Below are 20,113 nucleotides of genomic sequence, written 5' to 3'. Positions count from 1 at the left end.
TCGGCTTATTCGGCGTGCAGCAGGACGTCGGCGCGCGTCAGCACGGCAGCGGGCGTGAGAAACGCCCCCGAGCGCTCGACCTCGTGCACGAGCGCGGTGAGTAGCGTGTTGATCGGAGCTGGCAGGCCTGCCGCTGTGGCCTCACGTACGATCGCCCCATTCAGAAAGTCAATCTCGGTTCGCTGGCCCCGGGTGATGCTCTGAAGCGTGGAGCCCCGGTTCGGAACCGCTCCCATGCGACGGCGCATGCGGAGCGGCAGGATCTGTCCGGCCCACAGCGGAAGCCGGGCGAACACGCGCAGACTGCGGTTGCTGAGTGACTGCAAGGCACCAAAGCGCACGTTGCGCCCGGCACCCACCCGCACGGCTTCCCGCATGCTCGCCGTCATCACGCGACGAAGACCCGGGTGGGCAATGACCTGCTGCACGCTCAAACCGGTGATGGCGGGCAGGGCGTTCAGCATATTGACGATGAGCTTGGTCCACTGGGCGCCGATGAAGTTCTCGATCGCACGGGTCGGCACCGCCTCATTGAGCACGCGTTGCCACCGGCGGGTTTCCTGATCGATCGGCCCGTCGCCGCGGCCGAGGTAGGTGGGTGCCGCGGTCGTCACCGTCACCTGTCCCGGTTCGGTGTAGTTCGCGGCGATGATCGACAACGCACCGAAACACTCGGAGTGGGGCAGGAGTCGCTTCGCGGTCTGCACGCCGTCGAGCCCGTTCTGCACGACGATCACGGGGGAACCGTTGATCATGACGGCGTTCTCGCCGATCGCGGCCTCGGCATCCTGCGCCTTTGTACAGACCAGGGTGAGTTCGGGACGTTCGACGAGCCGTTCGAGCACGGCTGGCCGGGCGTGTGCCTCGCCGAATCCGCCGCGAAGACGGATCCCGTCGGCCCGGATCGCGGCGAGGCCCGCGCCCCGCGCGGTGACGGTAACCTCATGGCCCGCGCGGGTCAAGAGTGTGGCAAAGGTGCCACCGAGTGCCCCGGCTCCGATCACTGCAATGCGCATTGCTCCAGCCTAGGAGGCGCTGGACATGCGCGGTGCCGGCGCCCGGGCCGATAGATCCGTTTCGTGCTCTGTTACGGAGGGGTTCTCGGCACGGATGGCCGCAGCCGCCGCGGCCGCCTGCTTTTTCGATGGCATCGCGAGCGCGATCACGGCGGCAGCGGCCAAAACACCGGCGGCGGTCCAAATCGCTGGAATTGCCGCGCCCACATAACCCGTCGGTGTGAGTTGCCCACCTGCGCCGGCGAACACAGCGGTGAGCACTGCGACGCCGAGCGCCACACCGATCTCACGCAGCGTCGAATTGGTGCCCGAGGCCTTCGCGTGGTCGGCCGGTACCATGTTCGCGAGCACCGCGGTCGAGATCGGCGCGAAGACCAGGCCCATCCCGATTCCAGCCAACACGAAGGCCGGCACGATCTCGCGGTAGGGCACGGTCGCCGACATCACCACGGCGAGCCAACCCATCGACATCGTTAAAAGCACCAGCCCGACCACGATCGGCACGCGGGTGCCGGTCCGAGAACTGAACAGACCAGTGAGCGGCGCGACGATCATGGGAGCGAGGGTCCACGGCATCGTCAGCAGGCCGGCTTCGAGCGGGGTGTACCCCTGCACGATTTGCAGAAACTGGATCAAGATGAAGACCGCACCGAAGATACCGAAGCTGAACGTGATGCCCACGATATTCGACACGGTGAAGCTGCGATCGCGAAACAGTCGCAACGGCAACAGCGGGGCAGGAGCTCGGGTCTCCCAGAAGACGAACACGACGAGCAGGCTGCCTCCGCCGATCAGGGCACCGAGCACCTCGGCACTGTCCCAGCCGGCGTCATTGCCGCGCACGATTCCGAAGACGAGACCGAACACGCCCAGTCCGGCAAGCACGAGGCCGAGCATGTCGGCGCGCACCCGCTCGCCGAAGCTGTTCGGCAGAGCGAACAGCACCAGAGGAACGGCCAGGATGCCGATGGGAACGTTGAGCCAGAAGATCGCCTGCCAGTTCCAGCCCTGCACCACGGCCCCGCCGATCAGTGGGCCGAGGGCCACACCGAGGCCCGAGACGCCGCCCCAGATTCCGATTGCCGCCGGACGCAACCGGAGCGGCACCGAACCGGCCAGCAGAGTCAGCGAGAGCGGCATCAGGGCCGCGGCGCCGACACCCTGCACGGCGCGGGCGGCAATGAGCAGCGTGGGGGTGTCGCTCAGGGCCGCCGCGGCCGAGGCCAGCGTGAACACGCCGATGCCGACGAGGAACACCGTGCGTCGGCCGAGCCTGTCGCCCAACGCGACCGCCATGAGCATAAACGTCGCGAACGCCAACGCGTAGGCGTTGATCACCCACTGCAGTTCTTCGATCGAGGCGGTCAGGTCGCGCGCGATCACGGGCAGCGCGCTGGTGACAACCAGATTATCGAGCGTGGCCATGAACATGGGCACGGATGCCGCGGTGATGGCCAGCCAGATCGGAATGCGGCGCGCGGCGACGACGTTCACGAGGAGCCCTTCGACGGGGAAGTAATCGGCTGATTACATGATGCCACGGTAGTTATCGACTGATAACATGTCAAGCGTGAGCGAGTCATTTTCTGCACAGAATCCCAGTGCTGAACGCATCCCCGCCGCGGAACGCCGCGAGCAGATTTTGGCGGCAGCCAGCCAGGTGTTTGGCGCGCGTGGCTATGCCGGCGCCACGACCGATCAGGTGGCGCAGGCGGCCGGCATCAGCCAACCGTACGTGGTGCGTATGTTCGGCACGAAAGAGAATCTTTTCATCGAGGTGATCGAGCGCTCGCTCAGTCGACTGATGACGGTTTTTCGGGGGGAGATCGCGAAGACCGACCCTCAAGCCGCCGATCCGGCTGACACCGATCCGGCTTACACCGACCTTCTGAGTGCCCGTCTCGGCCGCGCGTACATCGACCTGATTGAAGACCGCGGCATCCTGCTCTCGCTGATGCACGGCTTCCTCACCGGTCACGACCCGGCGATCGGAGCGGCGGCCCGTACGGGATTTCTCGACATCTACCGGTTGCTGCGCGACGAGGCGGGGTTCGAACCTGATCAGGTTCGGGAGTTCCTAGCCGATGGCATGCTTTTCAATACCCTGCTCGCTCTGCGTCTGCCCGACGCCTATGACAACGATGAGGCTGCACGCGAACTCATGGACTGTACATTCCGCACCAAGCTTGACCTTGTCTTGGGCGCTTCGGCCGCCCACTGGTCCGAGGAAACCGCGTGAGCGCGGCATCTGGCCTGCTTCTGGTCGATAAGACGCCGGGCTGGACCAGCCACGACGCCGTCGCCCGCACCCGTCGCCTGGCCGGCACCCGCAAGGTCGGTCACGCCGGCACGCTCGACCCGATGGCCACCGGCCTGCTTATTCTCGGGGTGAACAGCTCGACCCGTTTGCTCACCTGGGTCGTCGGTCTCGACAAGGAGTACTTCGCCACGATTCGTCTCGGTGCGGCAACGACCACCGACGACAAAGAGGGCGAGCAGATCTCGCTCGCCTCGCCCGGGGTTGTCGCGACGCTCAGCCCAGACGCGATCGCGGCCGGCATCCGTGATCTCACCGGGGACATCGAACAATCTCCCAGCTCGGTCAGCGCCATCAAGGTCGACGGCAAGCGAGCGTATGCTCTCGTGCGCGCGGGCGAAGAGGTCGCGCTGCCCCCCCGCCCGGTGACGGTGAGTGAGTTCGAGCTGCTCTCGGCGACCCCTGCCGACGGGTTTCTCGATCTCGAGGTGCGGGTCGTCTGCTCGACCGGCACATACATTCGTGCCCTCGCTCGTGATCTCGGTTCGGCCCTTGAAGTCGGCGGCCATCTGACCAGCCTGCGCCGCACGCGCATCGGACCGTTCGGCGTCGACGCGGCACAGACCCTCGATGAGCTCGACGCCGTCGGCTCCCTGATCACGCCGGCCGCTGCCGCAACCCTGCTGTTCCCGCGGCTCGACCTCACGGCGCAGCAGACCATCGACCTGGGTCACGGGAAGCGCATCGAGCTTGCCGGCACCAGCGTGAGCGAGGTGGCGACGGATGCCCCGATCGCCGCGATCGCTCCGGATGGTCGGCTCGTCGGGCTGGTCGGTCGCCGGGGCACGCAGGGGAAGACCCTGGTCAATTTTCCGCCGGACGACGTCGAAGCGGCATCTCAGACGCCGGGAGGTGCCGCATGATCGAGTGGTTCACCGGGCTGCAGCTCGCGGTAGCGCTCGCATCAGGGGTGCTCTGCCTCACGCTCGGCCTGGTGGGTCGTACGCCCAGCGATCTCACGCTCGGGGCCGTCGCCCTGGTCGAACTGCTGCTGATTGCGCAACTCGTCGTCTCGATCGTCGCGCCGATGATTGGCAACGCGGCGACCGGAAGCATGCTCGAGTTTTACACCTATTTGGTCAGTGCCATCCTGCTTCCCCTCGCCGGTGCGGCCTGGGCGTTGATCGAGCGCAGCCGGTGGAGCACCGTCATTCTCGGGGTCGTCTGCCTCTCGGTCGCCGTCATGGTTTACCGAATGCTGCAAATCTGGACGGCGCTGCCCGCCTGATTCGGCAGCAAACCACATGCGGATACTGCGATAATTGCCGAGCCATGGTTGAACAGAAAACCCAGTCCTCGTCCGACACCGAAGCCGCTGCGCGCACCCGTGTGACCGGGATCGGTCGGCTCTTGATCGTTGTTTACGGCATTCTCGCGCTGGCGGCGACAGGCCGTTCCTTCGTGCAAATCGTCGGCAAGTTCGATGATGCCCCGGCGGCCTATTCGCTGTCGGCACTCGCCGCCGTGGTCTACATCGTGGCGACGATCGCGCTGATCGCCCGTGGGCCGGTCTGGTATCGCATCGCCTGGGTGACGATCAGTTTTGAATTGCTCGGGGTGCTCGTGATCGGCACGCTGAGTCTGATCGACCCGGCACTGTTCCCGCACGACACCGTGTGGTCGGTGTACGGCCGTGGCTATCTCTTCATTCCGCTCGTTCTTCCGATCCTGGGCATGTGGTGGCTGTCCCGACACCGCCCTCCTGCATCAAGCGACGCGGTGCTCGGGGGCGGATCGCAGCTATGAAGCGCCTCAATGGCCTCGGCGAGGTTCCCCTCGACTGGCCGGCATCCGCTGTGAGCATCGGCAAGTTCGACGGCGTACACGCCGGTCACCGAGCCATCATCGCGGAGATGAAATTACTCGCCGAGCGCGACGAACTCGCGACCGCCGTGGTCACGTTCGACCGGCATCCGCTCTCATTGCTCTCACCGGGGGACTGCCCTCCTGCTCTTGTCAGTCTCGACCAGAAGCTCGAATTGCTGGCGGCTTCCGGCATCGACGCGACGCTTGTGCTCGAGTTCGATAGCGCGTTGTCGTCGTTGCCCGCGGAGGAATTCATCAGCCGCATTCTTGTCGACGCCATGCACGCCAAACATGTGCTGGTCGGCAAGGATTTTCGATTTGGCGCGCGGGGAGCGGGTGATAGTCAGCTGCTGACGAGCCTCGGTGCGACGTACGGTTACGAAACCCACCGGATCGACGATGTCGGTCCCGACAACGAACAGCGTGTCTCGTCGACGGGGATTCGCCGGCTTCTGGCCGACGGCGACGTGCACGCGGCGCGGGATCAGTTGGGCCACGTGCCGACCGTGCGAGGCGTCGTCGTACACGGCGCGGCGCGGGGGCGCGAACTCGGCTTTCCGACCGCCAACCTCTCGACGGAGTCCGAGGGGTTGATTCCGGCAGACGGTGTCTATGCCGGGTGGTTGACGGATGCCGGCGTGCGCTACCCCGCGGCCATCTCGGTGGGCAATAACCCCACCTTCGAGGGCGTTCCGCACAAGCAAGTCGAGGCGTATGTGCTCGACGAAGACATCGACCTGTACGGGCACGTCGTCGAGGTCTCATTCGTCGAACGTATTCGCGGAATGGTCGCCTTCACCGGCATCGACCCGCTGATCAGACAGATCGCTGACGATGTCGACAGGGTGCGCGCCATCCTCACGTAAACAGGGCGCGTGTGGCGGTATCGCCCACGAGGCGACCGTAGACTTGGCTCGTGACTGACTCTTCTGCCCCCAGACTGTGGGCGGGTCGCTCACTCGCCCTCGTGGGGATTCTGTTGGTGGCGGCAAACTTGCGCACCGCCGTCACCGCGCTCTCGCCGATCGTGACGCAGATCAGCGCGGATGTCCCGTTGGGGGCTCTCGCTCTCGGAATTCTCGGCATGCTGCCGCCCGTCTGTTTTGCCGTCTTCGGCATCATGACGCCTGTCTTCGTGCGGCGCGCCAGCCTCGAGAGTGTTCTTATTGTTGCTCTCGTCGCGATCACGGTGGGCGATCTTGCCCGCGGGTTTTCCGGCTCGGTGGGCTGGCTTATTGCTAGCAGCGCCGTGGCCTTCGCCGGCATGGGTGCCGGCAATGTCTTGCTTCCTCCGTTGGTGAAGAAGTATTTTCCCGACCGCGTGGGACTCGTCACGGCTCTCTACGCCACGATGCTGGCTTTCAGCACCCTGATTCCACCGCTCATCGCAGTGCCGGTTGCCGATTCCGCCGGGTGGCGGATCTCGCTCGGGCTCTGGTTCGTTCTGGGGATCCTCGCACTCCTGCCCTGGCTGAGCCTCCTCGTTCGACACCGCTCCGGACGCCGGCCGACACCGGTCATCGAGGAGGCAGATCCCGCGATCCTCAACCGAATCTGGGGGTCGTCGATCGCCTGGGCCCTCGCCGTTCTGTTCGCCGCCTCGTCGCTGAACGCCTACGCGATGTTCGCCTGGCTGCCTCAACTGCTCATGCAGGTGGCCGGCTCGAGCGCGGGTGAGGCGGGCAACTTGCTTTCGGTCTACGCGGCGGTCGGAGTTCCGGCCTCGATCATCATCCCGATTCTTGCGGTGCGGCTGCGCAGCGTCGCCCCGCTGATTTATCTGGCGACGCTCAGCTTCGTGATCGGTTACCTCGGGTTGCTCCTCGTCCCGACGACGGCGACCTGGTTGTGGTCGGCCCTAGCCGGGCTCGGAACCTCTCTTTTCCCGCTTGCCCTGGTGCTGATCAATCTGCGCACACGGACGCATGCCGGCTCGGTGGCGCTCAGCGGCTTCGTCCAGAGCATTGGCTATACCCTGGGCGCCGTCGGCCCACTCCTCTTCGGCATCTTCCACGAGCAGACCGGCGGCTGGGATCTGGGGTTGTACTTCCTCCTCGGCACAGCCGTCGTGGCCTTGGTCGCCGGGATCGTCGTTGCGCGTCCGCACCTGCTTGAAGACGATCTGGCCCGTCGGGGCCCGGCAACATCCTAGAAAACGGGCTCAGCGACCAACGCCGCGCGGTGGATCAGCGCGGCAGCCCCGATCAAGGGACCTTCGCCCGAGAGTGCTGAGGGGACGAGGCGCACCTTTGTCGCGAAGTCGAACACGACGCGTCGCGCGATCGCGGCCCGGGCATTCTCGAACAGATCCGGTGAGACGTGCGAGAAGCCACCGCCGATCGCCACGACGTCGAGGTCGAGCAAATTGGTGGCGGATGCGATGGCCTGGCCGAGCGCGCGCCCGCTGCGTTCGACGGCGCGCACCGCGATCGGGTCTCCAGTGGCGTGTGCGGCGGCGAGTTCCTCGCCGGTGTGGCCCGTCCAGCCATGGCTGCGAGCCCAGGCGACGGTCTTCGGCCCGGAGGCAACCGCTTCGAGACAGCCGCGCCCCCCGCACGCACAGGGGTCATCAAAGCCGGCTACCTCGACATGGCCGATGTGCCCCGCGTTGCCGCTCGGACCAGCGATGGTGCGTCCGCCGAGAATGAGTCCTCCGCCGACGCCGGTCGAGACGATCATGCCCATCAAATTGTCGACGCCGCGCCCGGCGCCCACCCAGTGTTCGGCGAGGGTGATGCACAAACCGTCGATCCGCAGTCGCACGGGAAGATCGGGCAGCACGCTCTGCACGAGGGCGCGAAGCGGAAAATCACGCACGCCGGCCATGTTCAAGGGGGAGACGGTGCCGGTGGCGGCGACGACCGGACCGGCTGAGCCGATACCGGCGCCGACCAGCGACGCGCCTTCCGGAAGGCGTTCGACGGCGCGGGTCACGAGACTGGTCACGGCGGCTTCGAGGCCGGCAGGTGTGGTCGCAGGGCCGGTCGGCAGGCGGAATCTGCTGTCGGTGAGCACCGTGCCGTGCTCATCGACGAGAGCCGCTTCGACCTTGGTGCCGCCGAGGTCGAGGCCGAGCGCGAATGAAGTCTGCTGTGACGGAGAAGGCATGGTTTGAGCCTAGGGGGCACGGAACAAAATGATGGTCGCCGGACCGAGAGGAGCAGGATCGGGGGAGCGGGACCCGGCGAGCTGGACCGGGCGATGCTCATATGAGCAAGATTGCCTACGTGTGTTGATTTGCGCACGGCGGAGACCTAGGCTGGGAATCACCGAACAGGAACCGAAGGGAGCGCATAGCGTGATTGACTCCGACGAGCTGCTCTCGATTCGAGCCGCTGAGCTGTACTACGAAGAAGACAAGACGCAAGACGAGATCGGTTCGATTCTGCGCCTGACCCGCTGGAAGGTCGGTCGGCTTCTGGCTCAAGCAAAATCCAACGGCTTCATTCGAATTGAGATCGTTCACCCGCGTGCGCGTCGTCTGCCCATTGAGCGGCGTTTGCGTGAAACCACCGGGCTCACCGACGCGATCGTCGTCTCATCGGCCGGCGTCTCGAGCGAGGAAGAGCTGCAATCGCGCACCGCTCAGGCCGCCGCCGACTACTTGACCAGCCTGCGTCCCATTCCACGCACGCTCGGCATCAGCTGGGGGCGCACGCTCCATGACGTGTCCAACCATCTGAAGAGCGGGTGGGCGCCCGGCGTGAATGTCGTGCAGATCAACGGCGGTGTGAGTCTCAACAAGCGCGCCGGCACCGCGGCCACGACAGCCGTCACGATCGCCGACAAAGCCTCAGGCTCCGCCACGTTACTGCCGAGCCCCGCCATTCTGGAGCGCCTCGAAACAAAGCAGGCCATCGAATCAGACCGAGCCGTCGCTGCGGTGCTCGACATGGGACGGTCGGCTTCGGCCTTTCTGTTCAGCGCCGGTCAGGCCGATTCGAACTCAGCACATGTCGACAGCGGTTATCTCACCCCGGCACAGGTCGACGAACTCGTGCGCAAGGGCGCCGTGGGCGACATCGTCGGCCGCTACATCGACAGTAACGGCAACATTGTCGACCCCGAGCTCGACGGCCGCACCGTCGGGATCTCACTCTCGCAGCTGCGCCGGTCCAAGACGGCGATCGCCGTGATCTCGGGCCGACAGAAGCACCCGGTCGCCCGGGCCATCGTCGGCAGCGGCCTGTGCACGGTACTCGTCACCGACGAGGCCACGGCGCTCGCTGTGCTTGGCGAGCACGACGCCACCGACTTTTCGCATTCGTGAGCACTCCATTCTCTGAACCACTGAACCACCCGAAGAACAAGGACAGCTGATGACCAACACCCAACTTGCAATCCGGGATCGCGCCCTCGCGGTTCTCGGTGGCGAGGCATCCGACAGCAATCTGCGCCGGTACCTCCACGGAATTCCGGGGGTCGATGCGGTGGGGCTCGAGCAGCGCGCCGCGAACCTCGGCACCCGGTCAATCAAGACCACCTCGAAGGTCTGGGCGATCGACACGATCATCACGCTCATCGACCTCACGACGTTGGAGGGCGCCGATACCCCCGGCAAGGTGCGCTCACTCGTCGGTAAGGCCATGAACCCCGACCCGAGCGATCCCAGCTGCCCCCGCGTCGCTGCGGTCTGCGTCTATGGCGACATGGTTCCCGACGCGGTCGCGGCACTCGGATCCGCACACTCGGCAGGAACTGACTCTGGTATCAATGTCGCCGCCGTTGCGACGGCGTTCCCGAGCGGCCGCGCCTCACTCGCCGTGAAGCTCTCCGATACCTCGGATGCCGTTGCCGCCGGGGCCGACGAAATCGACATGGTTATCGACCGTGGCGCTTTTCTCTCGGGCCGGTACGGTCAGGTCTTCGACGAGATCGCGGCAGTGAAAGACGCCTGCCGCCGTGCCGACGGCAGCTTCGCCCACCTCAAAGTCATTCTCGAGACCGGTGAGCTGAACACGTATGACAACGTGCGTCGAGCATCCTGGCTGGCGATTCTCGCCGGGGGTGACTTCATCAAGACCTCCACCGGTAAGGTCGCCCCCGCGGCGACGCTACCCGTGACGTTGTCGATGCTCGAGGTCGTGCGTGACTGGTACAACCTCACCGGCGAGAAGATCGGCGTCAAGCCGGCCGGCGGCATCCGTACCTCGAAAGATGCCATCAAATATTTGGTGACCGTCGCCGAGACCGTCGGTGAAGAGTGGCTGACGCCGCACCTGTTCCGGTTCGGTGCCTCCAGCCTGCTGAACGATGTGTTGTTGCAGCGCCAGAAGATGAAAACCGGCCACTACTCAGGCCCCGACTACGTGACGATTGACTAGGACCACACCATGAACTTTCTTGACTACGCGCCGGCGCCCGAGTCGCAGGCCATTCTGAATCTGCGCAGTGACTACGGTCTGTTCATCGACGGCGAGTTCGTCGCCGGTCGGGGAACCCCGTTCGCGAGCATCAACCCGGCCACCGAGAAGCAGATCACCATGATCGCCACCGCGAACTTGGCCGATGTGGATGCCGCAGTCGCTGCCGCTCGCCGTGCCTACGACACCACGTGGTCGCGCCTGTCGGGTTCCGACCGGGGCAAGTACCTTTTCCGCATCGCCCGGCTGGTTCAGGAGCGTGCCCGGGAACTCGCCGTGGCCGAGAGCCTCGACAATGGCAAGCCGATCAAGGAGAGCCGCGACGTCGACGTGCCCCTCGTTGCCGCCTGGTTCTTCTACTACGCGGGCTGGGCCGACAAGCTGGATCACGCCGGAGCCGGCCCCAACCCATCCTCTCTCGGTGTGGCCGCGCAGGTCATCCCGTGGAACTTCCCGCTGCTCATGCTGGCCTGGAAGATCGCTCCGGCCCTCGCCGCCGGTAACACCGTCGTGTTGAAGCCCGCAGAGACCACCTCGCTGACCGCATTGCTGTTCGCCGAGATTCTGCAGCAGGCCGATCTTCCGGCCGGTGTGGTCAACATCGTCACCGGCGCTGGGAACACGGGCTCGATGCTCGTCAACCACGCCGATGTCAACAAGGTGGCCTTCACCGGTTCCACGGCCGTGGGCCGCGCGATCGCCCGTTCGGTGGCGGGCACCGACAAGAAGCTCACGCTCGAGCTCGGCGGCAAGGCTGCGAACATCGTCTTTGACGATGCCCCGATCGACCAGGCCGTTGAAGGAATCGTCAACGGCATCTTCTTCAACCAGGGCCAGGTGTGCTGTGCCGGCAGTCGTCTGCTCGTGCAGGAGTCGATCCACGACGACGTCGTCGACCGGTTGAAGGCCCGACTGTCGACGCTGCGCCTCGGCGACCCGCTCGACAAGAACACCGACATCGGCGCGATCAATAGTGCGGCTCAGTTGGAACGCATCCGTGCGATCTCAGACAGTGGAGAAGCCGAAGGCGCCGAGCGGTGGAGCGCCGACTGTGCCATTCCCGAGCAGGGGTTCTGGTTCGCACCGACGATCTTCACGAATGTGACGACCAGCCACCGCATCGCCCGCGACGAAATCTTTGGCCCGGTGCTGTCGGTGCTCACCTTCCGCACGCCGGCTGAGGCAATCGCGAAGGCGAACAACACACCCTACGGCCTGTCAGCCGGTATCTGGAGTGATAAGGGCAGCCGCATTCTTGCCGTCGCCGACAAGCTGCGTGCCGGAGTGGTGTGGGCCAACACCTTCAACCGGTTCGACCCGGCCAGCCCGTTTGGTGGTTACAAGGAATCCGGCTTCGGCCGCGAGGGCGGGCGCCACGGCCTCGCTGCGTACCTCAAGCCCGCGAACGCCCGTGCGGTACTGACTGGGGTCTCCGCCTCGGCTGCCGTGACCGCGGCACCGTCACCGTCCGCAGTGTCGGCCATCTCGGCCGATACGGAACTCGCAGACGCCCCCTCAATTCCCGCCACGAAGCCCGGAAAGAAGGCCTCCAAGTGACCCGCCTCGCCGTTCCCAAGACCTACAAGCTCTACATCGGCGGAAAGTTTCCGCGCAGCGAGTCGGGCCGGGTCTACGAAATCCTCTCCCACACCGGTGAGTTCCTCGCCAATGCAGCCCAGGCTTCCCGTAAAGATGCCCGCGACGCCGTCGTCGTCGCGCGCGGCGCCGTCGGCGGCTGGAGCGGTGCGACGCCGTACAACCGCGGCCAGGTGCTGTACCGCATCGCCGAGCTGCTCGAAGGGCGTCGTGCTCAGTTCGTCGACGAGATCGTCCAGTCGGAAGGGGTGAGTGCCCAAGCGGCATCCGCTCAGGTCGACGAGGCTATTGACCGTTGGGTCTGGTACGCCGGCTGGGCCGACAAATATGTGCAGGCAGCCGGCAACGCCAACCCGGTTTCGGGCCCGTTCTTCAATATTTCGGTGCCGGAGCCCACGGGCGTCGTCGCCATCGTCGCGCCGCAGTCCGGCGGCTCGCTGCTCGGGATCGTGAGCGCCATCGCTCCAGCTTTGGTTGCCGGAAACACCGTCGTCGTGATTGCAAACCAGGCGCACCCGCTCTCGGCGATCAGCCTGAGCGAGGTACTCGCCACGAGCGATGTGCCTGGCGGAGTCGTCAACATCTTGACGGGTTCGCCCGCCGAAATCGCCCCCTGGCTGGCTGGCCATGCCGATGTCAATGCACTCGACCTGCTCGGTGCCGGCGCCCTCGACTGGGTCGATCTGCAGATTGCAGCAGCCGAGACGCTCAAGCGTGTGCTGCCACCCGAAAATGGTGCGGATGCCGCAACGCCGGCTCTCGACCGCATCCTCGCGTTCACCGAGACCAAGACCGTCTGGCACACCAAGGGCCTGATCTAAGTCTCGGATCGCCACCAGCAATCACTGATCGGGTGGCGGAACCTCGGAATTCTCCGAAGGGTCCGCCACCCGTTCGGCGTTGCGCACGCCTGGCATAAATATGTAACAGAAAGGTAACGGTTCCGGTAGGGTAGCTGCACGTTCCCGCATCGACGCGGGCGGGTTGGGAGCTACGATGCGCGTTCGGGTATCGAAGCGGCTGGCGCCGCTGATTGGCGCTGTGACCGCCGTCGCGGTGCTGGTGCCTCTGCTCATCGTCAGTTCTGTTCCCGGAAGTGTGTCGGCCACCGACGTTTTCGGGGCACTGCGCACCCCGGGCGAGGGGGCGTTCATTGCCGGCCACCGCGGCGATCGTGCCGCGGCACCCGAGAACACCATGCCGGCCTTCGAGCTGGCCATGGCCTCGGAGATGGACTTTGTCGAAACCGACGTGCAACTCACGAGTGACGGGGTGCCGGTTCTCTTTCACGATGTCGACCTGAAGAGAACCACAAACGGCCGCGGCCGCGTAGCCGAGCACACGGCTGCCCAGATCGCGACGTTGGATGCAGGTTCTTGGTACGGCAGCGTCTACGCGGGCACGCGCATTCCCACCCTGGAGGAGTTCTTCGCAACCCTCCGCACCTCGCACAAGAAGGCGCTGGTCGAACTGAAATTCGGCTGGAGCCCCGACCAGCTGCGCGGCGTCATCGACGCCATCGAACGACATGATCTGCGTTCGCGTGTTGTGCTGCAGAGCTTCAGCATCGAGACCCTGCTGAACCTGCAGGCTGTCGCCCCGACGTATCCGCGCATCATGCTCGTGCGTGAACTCTCAGCCGATCCGGTGCCGATGGCCAAGCGTTTCGGCGTGATCGGAGTGGCGACGACGGCCCGCTCGGTAGCGGCGGCACCCGGGGCAGTGAATCTGCTTCACGAGGCGGGGTTCGGGGTGATTTGCTACACCCTCAACACGCAGGAGACCTGGGCCGAGGTGCGGCAGCTCGGTATCGATGGAATCATCACGGACACCCCGAGCGAGCTTGATTCATGGCTCGCCGCAACGTCAAGCGGAACCTAAACCGAGTGGCACTCTAGCCAGCATGCGGCCCGCGGATGCATGATTGAGAGTGGAGGAAACCATGTCTGAATCGATCGTTTTCATTGGCGACGGGCTTGTCGCCGGTGGGCGCTGGGAGGAATGGCTTCCCGACTACGACGTGATCAACCTCGGCGTGGGCGGAGAGACCACCGACGGCGTGCTCGCCAGGCTTGACAACGTTGTCGAACTTCAACCGTCTGCTGTGGTGCTGGCAATCGGCACGAATGATCTGGGCTGGCGACGGTCCGATGAATACGTCGTACGCAACATCGAAACGATCTTGGTGACGTTACGCAAACAGCTTCCCACCGTTCGCATCCTGATTCATTCGGTGTTTCCCCGGGAACGCGAGTTCGTGCTGCCGATTCAATCGATTAATCGGCACCTGTGGCAATTCGCCCCCACGACGCGGGCCCGTTATCTAGATCTGTGGCCGGTCTTGGCAGAGCCAGACGGTGAGCTTAAGTCAGTTTTCACGACCGACCGTCTGCATCTCAACGCGCAGGGATACGCGGCGTGGCTGGCCGAGTTGAAGTTTGGACTGGAGGAGCTGTTCGAGTACCCGCCGTCGAGTTCGGTGATTCCGGTGCAGAACGCCTGAGTCGATCCCCGCGAATACCTGTGTCCATTCCCCGCTTCTGTTCGAATGGATACTAAAGTTTCGACGTGAGCTCACATCGTGATTTGCCTGAGTCCGGCCTCTTCTCAGGTCGAGAGGCACGTCTGGCCGCGCCGACGACAAGTACGTTGTCTCTGGTAAATCAGACCAGCATCCTTGAAGTGCTCCGGGCATCGGGACCGATGTCGAGGCAGGCTTTGGTTGCGCAGACGGGTTTGAGTTCGGCAACGGTCAATCGCTTGACGGCCGCGCTCATCGCTGATCGATACGTCATGCAAGATGGGGTGGCACCGTCCACGGGAGGGCGCCCCTCGATCGTGCTGCGCTATACCGGCGCCTACCGTGTGATTGTGGCGGTCAAGGTCGAACCCGGCGGCTTTATCGGGGCGCTCGTCGATTTCGACGGCCAGATCATTGAGCGAATCCGCGTCGACGTGAAACTCGCTCCCGCCCAGGGATTGGCGGGGGAGACCATGGCCGATGGCGAGATTAGTGAGCCGACGCGACAGATGCGACATCTCATCCGCTCCCTCGTGACGCTCGCCACGAAACGCGGCACTCCCTGCTTGGCAGTCGGGATTGCTGTGCCGTACACCGTGCATCCGGATGGTCGAATGTCGGGAACCGCCGACGATGGTGAGTGGACCGGCTTGACCGGATCGGACCTCATCGACACCGACTTCGAAATCCCCATCTTTGTTGAGAATGACGCGAACGCGTTGGCCGTCGGCGAGCTCCACCATGGCGTGGGCCGCATCACCCCGCATTTCGCCGTGCTGCTTCTTGCCCGCGGGCTTGGCGCCGGCGTGGTCACCAACGGCGCCTTATACCGGGGGAGTCGGTCAGCCGCCGGAGAGGTGGGTTATCTGCTGTTGGGTGAGTCCTCGCTCACCCAGACCTATCCCCGCGGCGGCGATCTGGAGACCCGACTCGGCGTTGAAGCGCTGACCGCCGAGGCTCGGCGTCGCGGACTTGATTTGGCCGCTACCGAGAGTGTGACGGTCTCCGAAATTCTCAGCCGTGCTCGTGCCGGAAACTCAATCGCTGCGGCGATGTCCGAGGAGGTACTGGACTACGTGGCGCGAGCGGTCGCAGCGATTTGCAGTGTGCTCGACCCGGAGTACATCGTGCTCGGCGAGGGCTTGGACGAGCACGCGGACTTCATCATCCCGGCTCTCGAAGCACGTCTGGACGGGCGCATCTTTCGAGTTCCGACGATTCGCACCGCGGCGCTCCGGGAAGATGCGGTGTTGCTGGGCACCGCCGAAATGGCCATCCGCAGCGTCAGCCATTTCACCTACTTCGCGAACTAGGCGCTCTTCCGGAATCTCCGACGAGAGAAATCACCGACGAACTCCCTCCCGGTTGACGACGGGCAAAGCTGGTCGCTAAACTCATGAAAACTTCTTTTCATTGTGATCAATAAGAAGTAGGCGAGAATCGGCTCGATTCCGTCTGAACAATCAAGAAGCGCAAAGAAGCGGGTTCGGATGATCGTCGGAATCGACATCGGTGGCACCAAAACGCACGTCAGGGTGGTCGATGAGGCGGAAGAAACAATCATCGCGGACTTCGTCGTTGCGACTCTCTCCTGGCAGTACGACCACACATTGATTCACCCGTTGAGTGCTGTCGCTCTGATTGCGCTTTTCGAGTCCTATCTCAGTGACCAGTCGGCCACATCGCTCGTTGTCGGTGCGCACGGCTGTGACTCACCCCAGCAGATTTCTGATTTCACCGACGTTCTTCGTGAAGTTTTCAGCGGATCACTCGCTGTCTATAACGATGCCGAGCTGCTTGGCCCGGCAGCGGGGGAATCGCAGGCGATTGCGCTGATCGCGGGAACGGGTTCCATCGCAATCGGGCGAGACGAGTTCGGTGGCGTCGTGTCGGTGGGCGGACACGGTTGGATGTTGTCTGACCCGGGAAGCGCGCCGGCGCTGGCCAGGGAAAGTGTCGTTGCCATCCTGCGCCGGTTCGACCGGGGTGAAAAAACCGACGTTCTTGGCGAACTCTTCCAAGCCCAGTTGGGCGTCACGAGCATTCCCGCGCTCTCGTATGAGTTCACCCGCCGGGCCACGATGCAGTCCTGGGCGAGTCTTGCTCCGGTGGTCTTCGAGGCGGCGGATGCGGGATCTCATGACGCCGTCGACGTCATTGACCGTGGTGCTGCTGAGCTGGCCGCCGCCGTACAGACGGTCCTTGATCGCGGAGCGGTCGCGACAGCGGTGATCGCGGCCGGGGGCGTCGTCACCAACCAGCCGATGCTCGAGCACAGCATCCGCCGCCACGTCCAGGCCGTGGCCCCCTCATTGTCCGTCGAAGTCCTCAGGACTGCGCCGGTCGCCGGAGCGATCACCCTTGGTCGACTCCTGCATTCACAGAGCTTTACACGATAGTCAGGAGGCTGAAATGAAACACGATTCACTACGAAAGATGACTCTGCTTGGCGGCATTGTTGCCGCTTCGGCACTTGTCCTTTCCGGTTGCAGCGTCACGGGCGCCACATCAAATGGCGGCGCGGCCGGCGACGGTACCGGCACGGTCAACGTGCTTCTGATGAAGCAGGCGGGATTGACCGAAGACGACTTCGCGTCGATCATCGACCAGTTTGAGAAGGAGAACTCGGGCATCACGGTTAAGCCGACGTTCGTCTCCTACGAGTCGTTGCACGACAAAATCGTGACCGCCGCGCCGTCAGGGACGTACGACGCCGTCATGATCGACGTCATCTGGCCCGCAGAGTTCGCGTCGAAGGGCATCATCGCCGATGTCACCGACAAGTTCCCGAAGGAATGGGAAGAGCAGATGCTCGGCGGTGTTCTTCCCACGGCCAAGTACCAGGACAAGTACTACGGCGTTCCGATGGGGCCGTCCACCAAGCTGTTTTTCTACAACACAGACATGATGTCCAAGGTCGGAGCGACCGACGCAGATTTGCAGACCTGGGACGGTGTGCTGGGCGTCGCCCGCAAAATCAAGAGCGCGGGGCTCTCGGAATACCCGATCGCGTGGAGCTGGGCTCAGGCTGAGGCTCTCATCTGCGACTATGCCCAGTTGCTCGGTGCATACGGCGGAGAATTCACCGATTCCAGCGGCAAACTCGTGATCAATGAGAAGGCAGGCGTCGACGCGCTCACCTTCATGAAGGCCTCGCTTGACGAGGGCTTGTCGAACCCCGGCTCGACGACCTTCCTCGAAGACGATGTATCAAAAACACTGGCCCAGGGTGAAACCGCATTCGGTCTCAACTGGGAATCGACGATGCGCGACCTCGATGACCCGTCGATCTCGAACGTTGTCAACACAATGGGCGTCATGACGACGCCGGCCGGACCGTCAGGCGATCGCCCCGGTGTGAACGGCTCGATGGCACTTTCTATCGCCGCAAATTCCAAGAACAAGGATGCGGCCTGGAAGTTCATCGAGTTCGCCACGAGCGAGGCATCCCAGAACCAGTTCGTGAAGAGCGCGATGCCCAACTGGAAGAACTCGTACACACTGCCGGAGATCATCGCAACGAACCCGAAGGTCCTTGGGATCGCCGACACAGCGTTTGCGGCATCAATTCTGCGTCCGGCCGTTCCGAACTACTCCTCGGCATCGCAGATCATCCAGGTTGAAGTTCAGAACGCACTCCTCGGAAACAAGACGCCGCAGCAGGCCATGGACGACGCCGTCGCGCAGGCCAACAAACTGTTGGAGGGCTAACGTGGTTTCGATCGCAACGGTCACGTCGAAGACGAAGCCCGCGGTGCGCCGCCGAGGAGAACGGCAAGGGCGCCTCGCCTTTTGGCTGCTCGTCCCGGCCGCACTGGCCGTCTTCGGGGTGATCCTCTACCCGCTTCTTCGCACTGTCTTCATCTCTCTCTTCGAGGTGCAGTCGGCCGTTGCGATCGAAACTCCCTTCGTCGGCCTCGCCAACTATGTGCAGGCTCTGACCGACGGTGGGTTTTGGTCGGCCATGGGACGAACCACCTATTTCACGATCGTCTCGACCGGGCTCGAGCTCATCTTCGGCCTCGCCGTCGCCTGGCTACTCAACGCCAAGCTCCGCATGCGGTGGCTGTTTCGAGCGCTCGTCGTTCTGCCGTGGGCCATCCCCACCATCGTCAACGCGGCGCTCTGGAAGGGCATCTACAACTCGCAATATGGGGCCTTGAACGCTGTGCTCAGCCAGCTGGGGATCATCGACTCGTATCAGGTGTGGCTGGCTGACCCCTTCACCGCGCTCAACCTCGTGATCGTGGCCGATGCGTGGAAGACGACCCCTCTCGTGGCCTTTTTCCTTCTCGCCGGCCTGACCGCTATCCCGAACGAACTCTATGAGGCTTCGCGAATGGACCGCGCCGGATGGTTCCGCACGTTCTTCTCCGTCACTCTTCCTCTTCTCGTTCCATCGATCGCACTGGTGCTGGTGCTGCGAACTGTTGAAGCGTTCAAAGTCTTTGACATCATCTATGCAATGACCCGGGGTGGTCCCGCCAACGGAACTCAGACGATTTCCTACTTCACCTATGTCACGGCCTTCTCTGAGCAGAACTACGGTCTGGGGTCCGCGATTTCGGTCATCATTGTTCTGGCCATCCTCGCCCTGTCAGCCATCTATCTGCGCATGCTCCGTCGATCAGAAATGAGTCTCCTGTGAAACGCGCAACCCGGATCTCGATCCTGACTCATGTCGCCGCAATCGTCGTCGGAATCGGCTGCCTTGCTCCGGTGCTCTGGATGCTGCTGGTCAGCATCTCGCCACAGAGCGATCTGGTGACACGGCCGATGCGGTGGCTTCCCTCGACGCTTTTCCTCGACCGCTATAGCGACATCCTCTTCAACCCGAACAGTACCGTCGGGCAATCGTTCCGGGCAGCGTTCGTCAACTCGCTTGTGGTCGGCACCGCCACCGTCGCAATCTCGATGGTTGTCGGAATTCTCGGCGCCTACGCCTTTGCACGATTGACCTTCAAATTCCGTCGGACGACACTGATGATCTTCCTCGCGACGTACATGCTTCCGCAGATCGCCTTGCTGATCCCGATGTATTTGATTCTCAGCTCCGCCAGCCTGCTCGACACCCGGGTCGGACTGATCATCGTCGATTGCTCGCTCGTGATCCCATTCACACTGTGGATTTTGAGCAATTACTTCGCCACGATTCCGGTCGAACTGGAGGAGGCTGCACGGATCGACGGGACGTCACGGTTGGGCGCCCTCTTCCGGATCATCCTGCCGTCCGCCAAGCCTGGGATTTTCGCCGCCATCATGTTCGCATTCCTCCTCGCCTGGGACGAGTTCATGTATGCACTCATCTTCACGTCCTCGGATGCGTCGAAGACGCTTCCGATCGCGATCTCGGAATTCGCCGGAAAGTACACGACCGACTTCGGTCTTGTGGCCGCCGGTGGTCTGATCGCCGCGCTTCCCCCCGTCATCATCGCCATTGTTTTCCAGCGTCAAGTCGTCAGCGGCCTGGGCGCCGGAGCCGTCAAGAGCTGAC

20 protein-coding genes are annotated in these 20,113 nt (G+C 63.8%); 17 read left to right on the top strand and 3 right to left on the bottom strand.

Annotation, left to right across the window (positions count from 1 at the left end; all coding sequences use genetic code 11):
• Positions 1-5: 5 nt before the first annotated feature.
• Both HNR05_RS08940 and HNR05_RS08935 read right to left on the bottom strand, forming a co-directional pair.
• Positions 6-1,016: a ketopantoate reductase family protein gene (locus HNR05_RS08940; RefSeq protein ID WP_179578693.1), complete on the bottom strand. Its 1,011-nt coding sequence runs from the start codon at positions 1,014-1,016 to the stop codon at positions 6-8.
• 9 nt (positions 1,017-1,025) lie between these two features.
• Entirely contained in the window at positions 1,026-2,510 is a 1,485-nt protein-coding gene (locus HNR05_RS08935; protein ID WP_343062533.1) for a DHA2 family efflux MFS transporter permease subunit, read from the bottom strand.
• Between the two features lie 67 nt (positions 2,511-2,577).
• Here HNR05_RS08935 and HNR05_RS08930 point away from each other — a divergent pair, with 67 nt between their 5' ends.
• The 6 genes from HNR05_RS08930 to HNR05_RS08905 are packed head-to-tail and all read left to right on the top strand — an operon-like array spanning position 2,578 to position 7,291.
• Positions 2,578-3,255, top strand: coding sequence for a TetR/AcrR family transcriptional regulator (locus HNR05_RS08930; RefSeq protein ID WP_179578692.1), 678 nt, complete (start codon positions 2,578-2,580; stop codon positions 3,253-3,255).
• Positions 3,252-4,196, top strand: a complete 945-nt coding sequence (truB, locus tag HNR05_RS08925; RefSeq protein WP_179578691.1) for a tRNA pseudouridine(55) synthase TruB — start codon at positions 3,252-3,254, stop codon at positions 4,194-4,196. Before HNR05_RS08930 ends, truB begins: the two co-directional genes overlap by 4 nt.
• Positions 4,193-4,561: a hypothetical protein gene (locus tag HNR05_RS08920; RefSeq protein ID WP_179578690.1), complete on the top strand. Its 369-nt coding sequence runs from the start codon at positions 4,193-4,195 to the stop codon at positions 4,559-4,561. Before truB ends, HNR05_RS08920 begins: the two co-directional genes overlap by 4 nt.
• Before the next feature lie 44 nt (positions 4,562-4,605).
• Entirely contained in the window at positions 4,606-5,079 is a 474-nt protein-coding gene (locus HNR05_RS08915; RefSeq protein ID WP_179578689.1) for a hypothetical protein, read from the top strand.
• Positions 5,076-6,005, top strand: a complete 930-nt coding sequence (locus HNR05_RS08910; RefSeq protein WP_179578688.1) for a bifunctional riboflavin kinase/FAD synthetase — start codon at positions 5,076-5,078, stop codon at positions 6,003-6,005. Before HNR05_RS08915 ends, HNR05_RS08910 begins: the two co-directional genes overlap by 4 nt.
• Positions 6,006-6,055: 50 nt before the next feature.
• Positions 6,056-7,291 (top strand): MFS transporter, encoded by a 1,236-nt coding sequence (locus HNR05_RS08905; RefSeq protein WP_179578687.1) that lies wholly within the window; start codon positions 6,056-6,058, stop codon positions 7,289-7,291.
• Here HNR05_RS08905 and HNR05_RS08900 read toward each other — a convergent pair.
• Positions 7,288-8,247, bottom strand: coding sequence for an ROK family protein (locus tag HNR05_RS08900; protein ID WP_179578686.1), 960 nt, complete (start codon positions 8,245-8,247; stop codon positions 7,288-7,290). The genes HNR05_RS08905 and HNR05_RS08900 overlap by 4 nt on opposite strands.
• A gap of 190 nt (positions 8,248-8,437) precedes the next feature.
• Between HNR05_RS08900 and HNR05_RS08895 the strand changes: the two genes are divergently transcribed.
• The 11 genes from HNR05_RS08895 to HNR05_RS08845 all read left to right on the top strand — a co-directional run bounded on the left by HNR05_RS08895 (position 8,438) and on the right by HNR05_RS08845 (position 20,112).
• Entirely contained in the window at positions 8,438-9,409 is a 972-nt protein-coding gene (locus HNR05_RS08895; RefSeq protein WP_343062532.1) for a sugar-binding transcriptional regulator, read from the top strand.
• Between the two features lie 49 nt (positions 9,410-9,458).
• Positions 9,459-10,463, top strand: coding sequence for a deoxyribose-phosphate aldolase (gene deoC, locus HNR05_RS08890; RefSeq protein ID WP_179578685.1), 1,005 nt, complete (start codon positions 9,459-9,461; stop codon positions 10,461-10,463).
• 9 nt (positions 10,464-10,472) lie between these two features.
• Positions 10,473-12,059, top strand: coding sequence for an aldehyde dehydrogenase family protein (locus HNR05_RS08885; protein ID WP_179578684.1), 1,587 nt, complete (start codon positions 10,473-10,475; stop codon positions 12,057-12,059).
• Positions 12,056-12,919 (top strand): aldehyde dehydrogenase family protein, encoded by an 864-nt coding sequence (locus tag HNR05_RS08880; protein WP_179578683.1) that lies wholly within the window; start codon positions 12,056-12,058, stop codon positions 12,917-12,919. Before HNR05_RS08885 ends, HNR05_RS08880 begins: the two co-directional genes overlap by 4 nt.
• 175 nt (positions 12,920-13,094) lie before the next feature.
• Positions 13,095-13,979 carry a glycerophosphodiester phosphodiesterase gene (locus tag HNR05_RS08875; RefSeq protein ID WP_179578682.1) on the top strand — a complete coding sequence of 295 codons (885 nt, stop codon included), beginning with the start codon at positions 13,095-13,097 and terminating at the stop codon, positions 13,977-13,979.
• 61 nt (positions 13,980-14,040) lie between these two features.
• On the top strand, positions 14,041-14,601 hold the full coding sequence (locus HNR05_RS08870) for a GDSL-type esterase/lipase family protein (RefSeq protein ID WP_179578681.1): 561 nt from the start codon (positions 14,041-14,043) through the stop codon (positions 14,599-14,601).
• A 65-nt stretch (positions 14,602-14,666) separates the two neighbouring features.
• Complete coding sequence (locus HNR05_RS08865) at positions 14,667-15,932, top strand: ROK family transcriptional regulator (RefSeq protein WP_343062530.1); 1,266 nt, start codon at positions 14,667-14,669, stop codon at positions 15,930-15,932.
• A gap of 177 nt (positions 15,933-16,109) precedes the next feature.
• Positions 16,110-17,018, top strand: a complete 909-nt coding sequence (locus HNR05_RS08860) for a BadF/BadG/BcrA/BcrD ATPase family protein (protein WP_179578680.1) — start codon at positions 16,110-16,112, stop codon at positions 17,016-17,018.
• A gap of 13 nt (positions 17,019-17,031) precedes the next feature.
• Positions 17,032-18,330, top strand: coding sequence for an extracellular solute-binding protein (locus HNR05_RS08855; RefSeq protein ID WP_179578679.1), 1,299 nt, complete (start codon positions 17,032-17,034; stop codon positions 18,328-18,330).
• 1 nt (position 18,331) lies between these two features.
• Entirely contained in the window at positions 18,332-19,267 is a 936-nt protein-coding gene (locus HNR05_RS17575) for a carbohydrate ABC transporter permease (RefSeq protein ID WP_343062529.1), read from the top strand.
• The gene (locus HNR05_RS08845; protein WP_343062528.1) at positions 19,264-20,112 is read left to right on the top strand and encodes a carbohydrate ABC transporter permease; all 849 of its coding nucleotides are present in this window, start codon (positions 19,264-19,266) and stop codon (positions 20,110-20,112) included. The genes HNR05_RS17575 and HNR05_RS08845 overlap by 4 nt, the downstream gene beginning before the upstream one ends.
• Position 20,113 lies beyond the last annotated feature (1 nt).

The sequence above is a fragment of the Leifsonia psychrotolerans genome, from assembly GCF_013410665.1.
Lineage (GTDB): Bacteria > Actinomycetota > Actinomycetes > Actinomycetales > Microbacteriaceae > Cryobacterium > Cryobacterium psychrotolerans_A.
The sequence above is the reverse complement of the archived record's forward strand: the minus strand, read 5'-3'. Positions and strand labels throughout refer to the sequence as shown.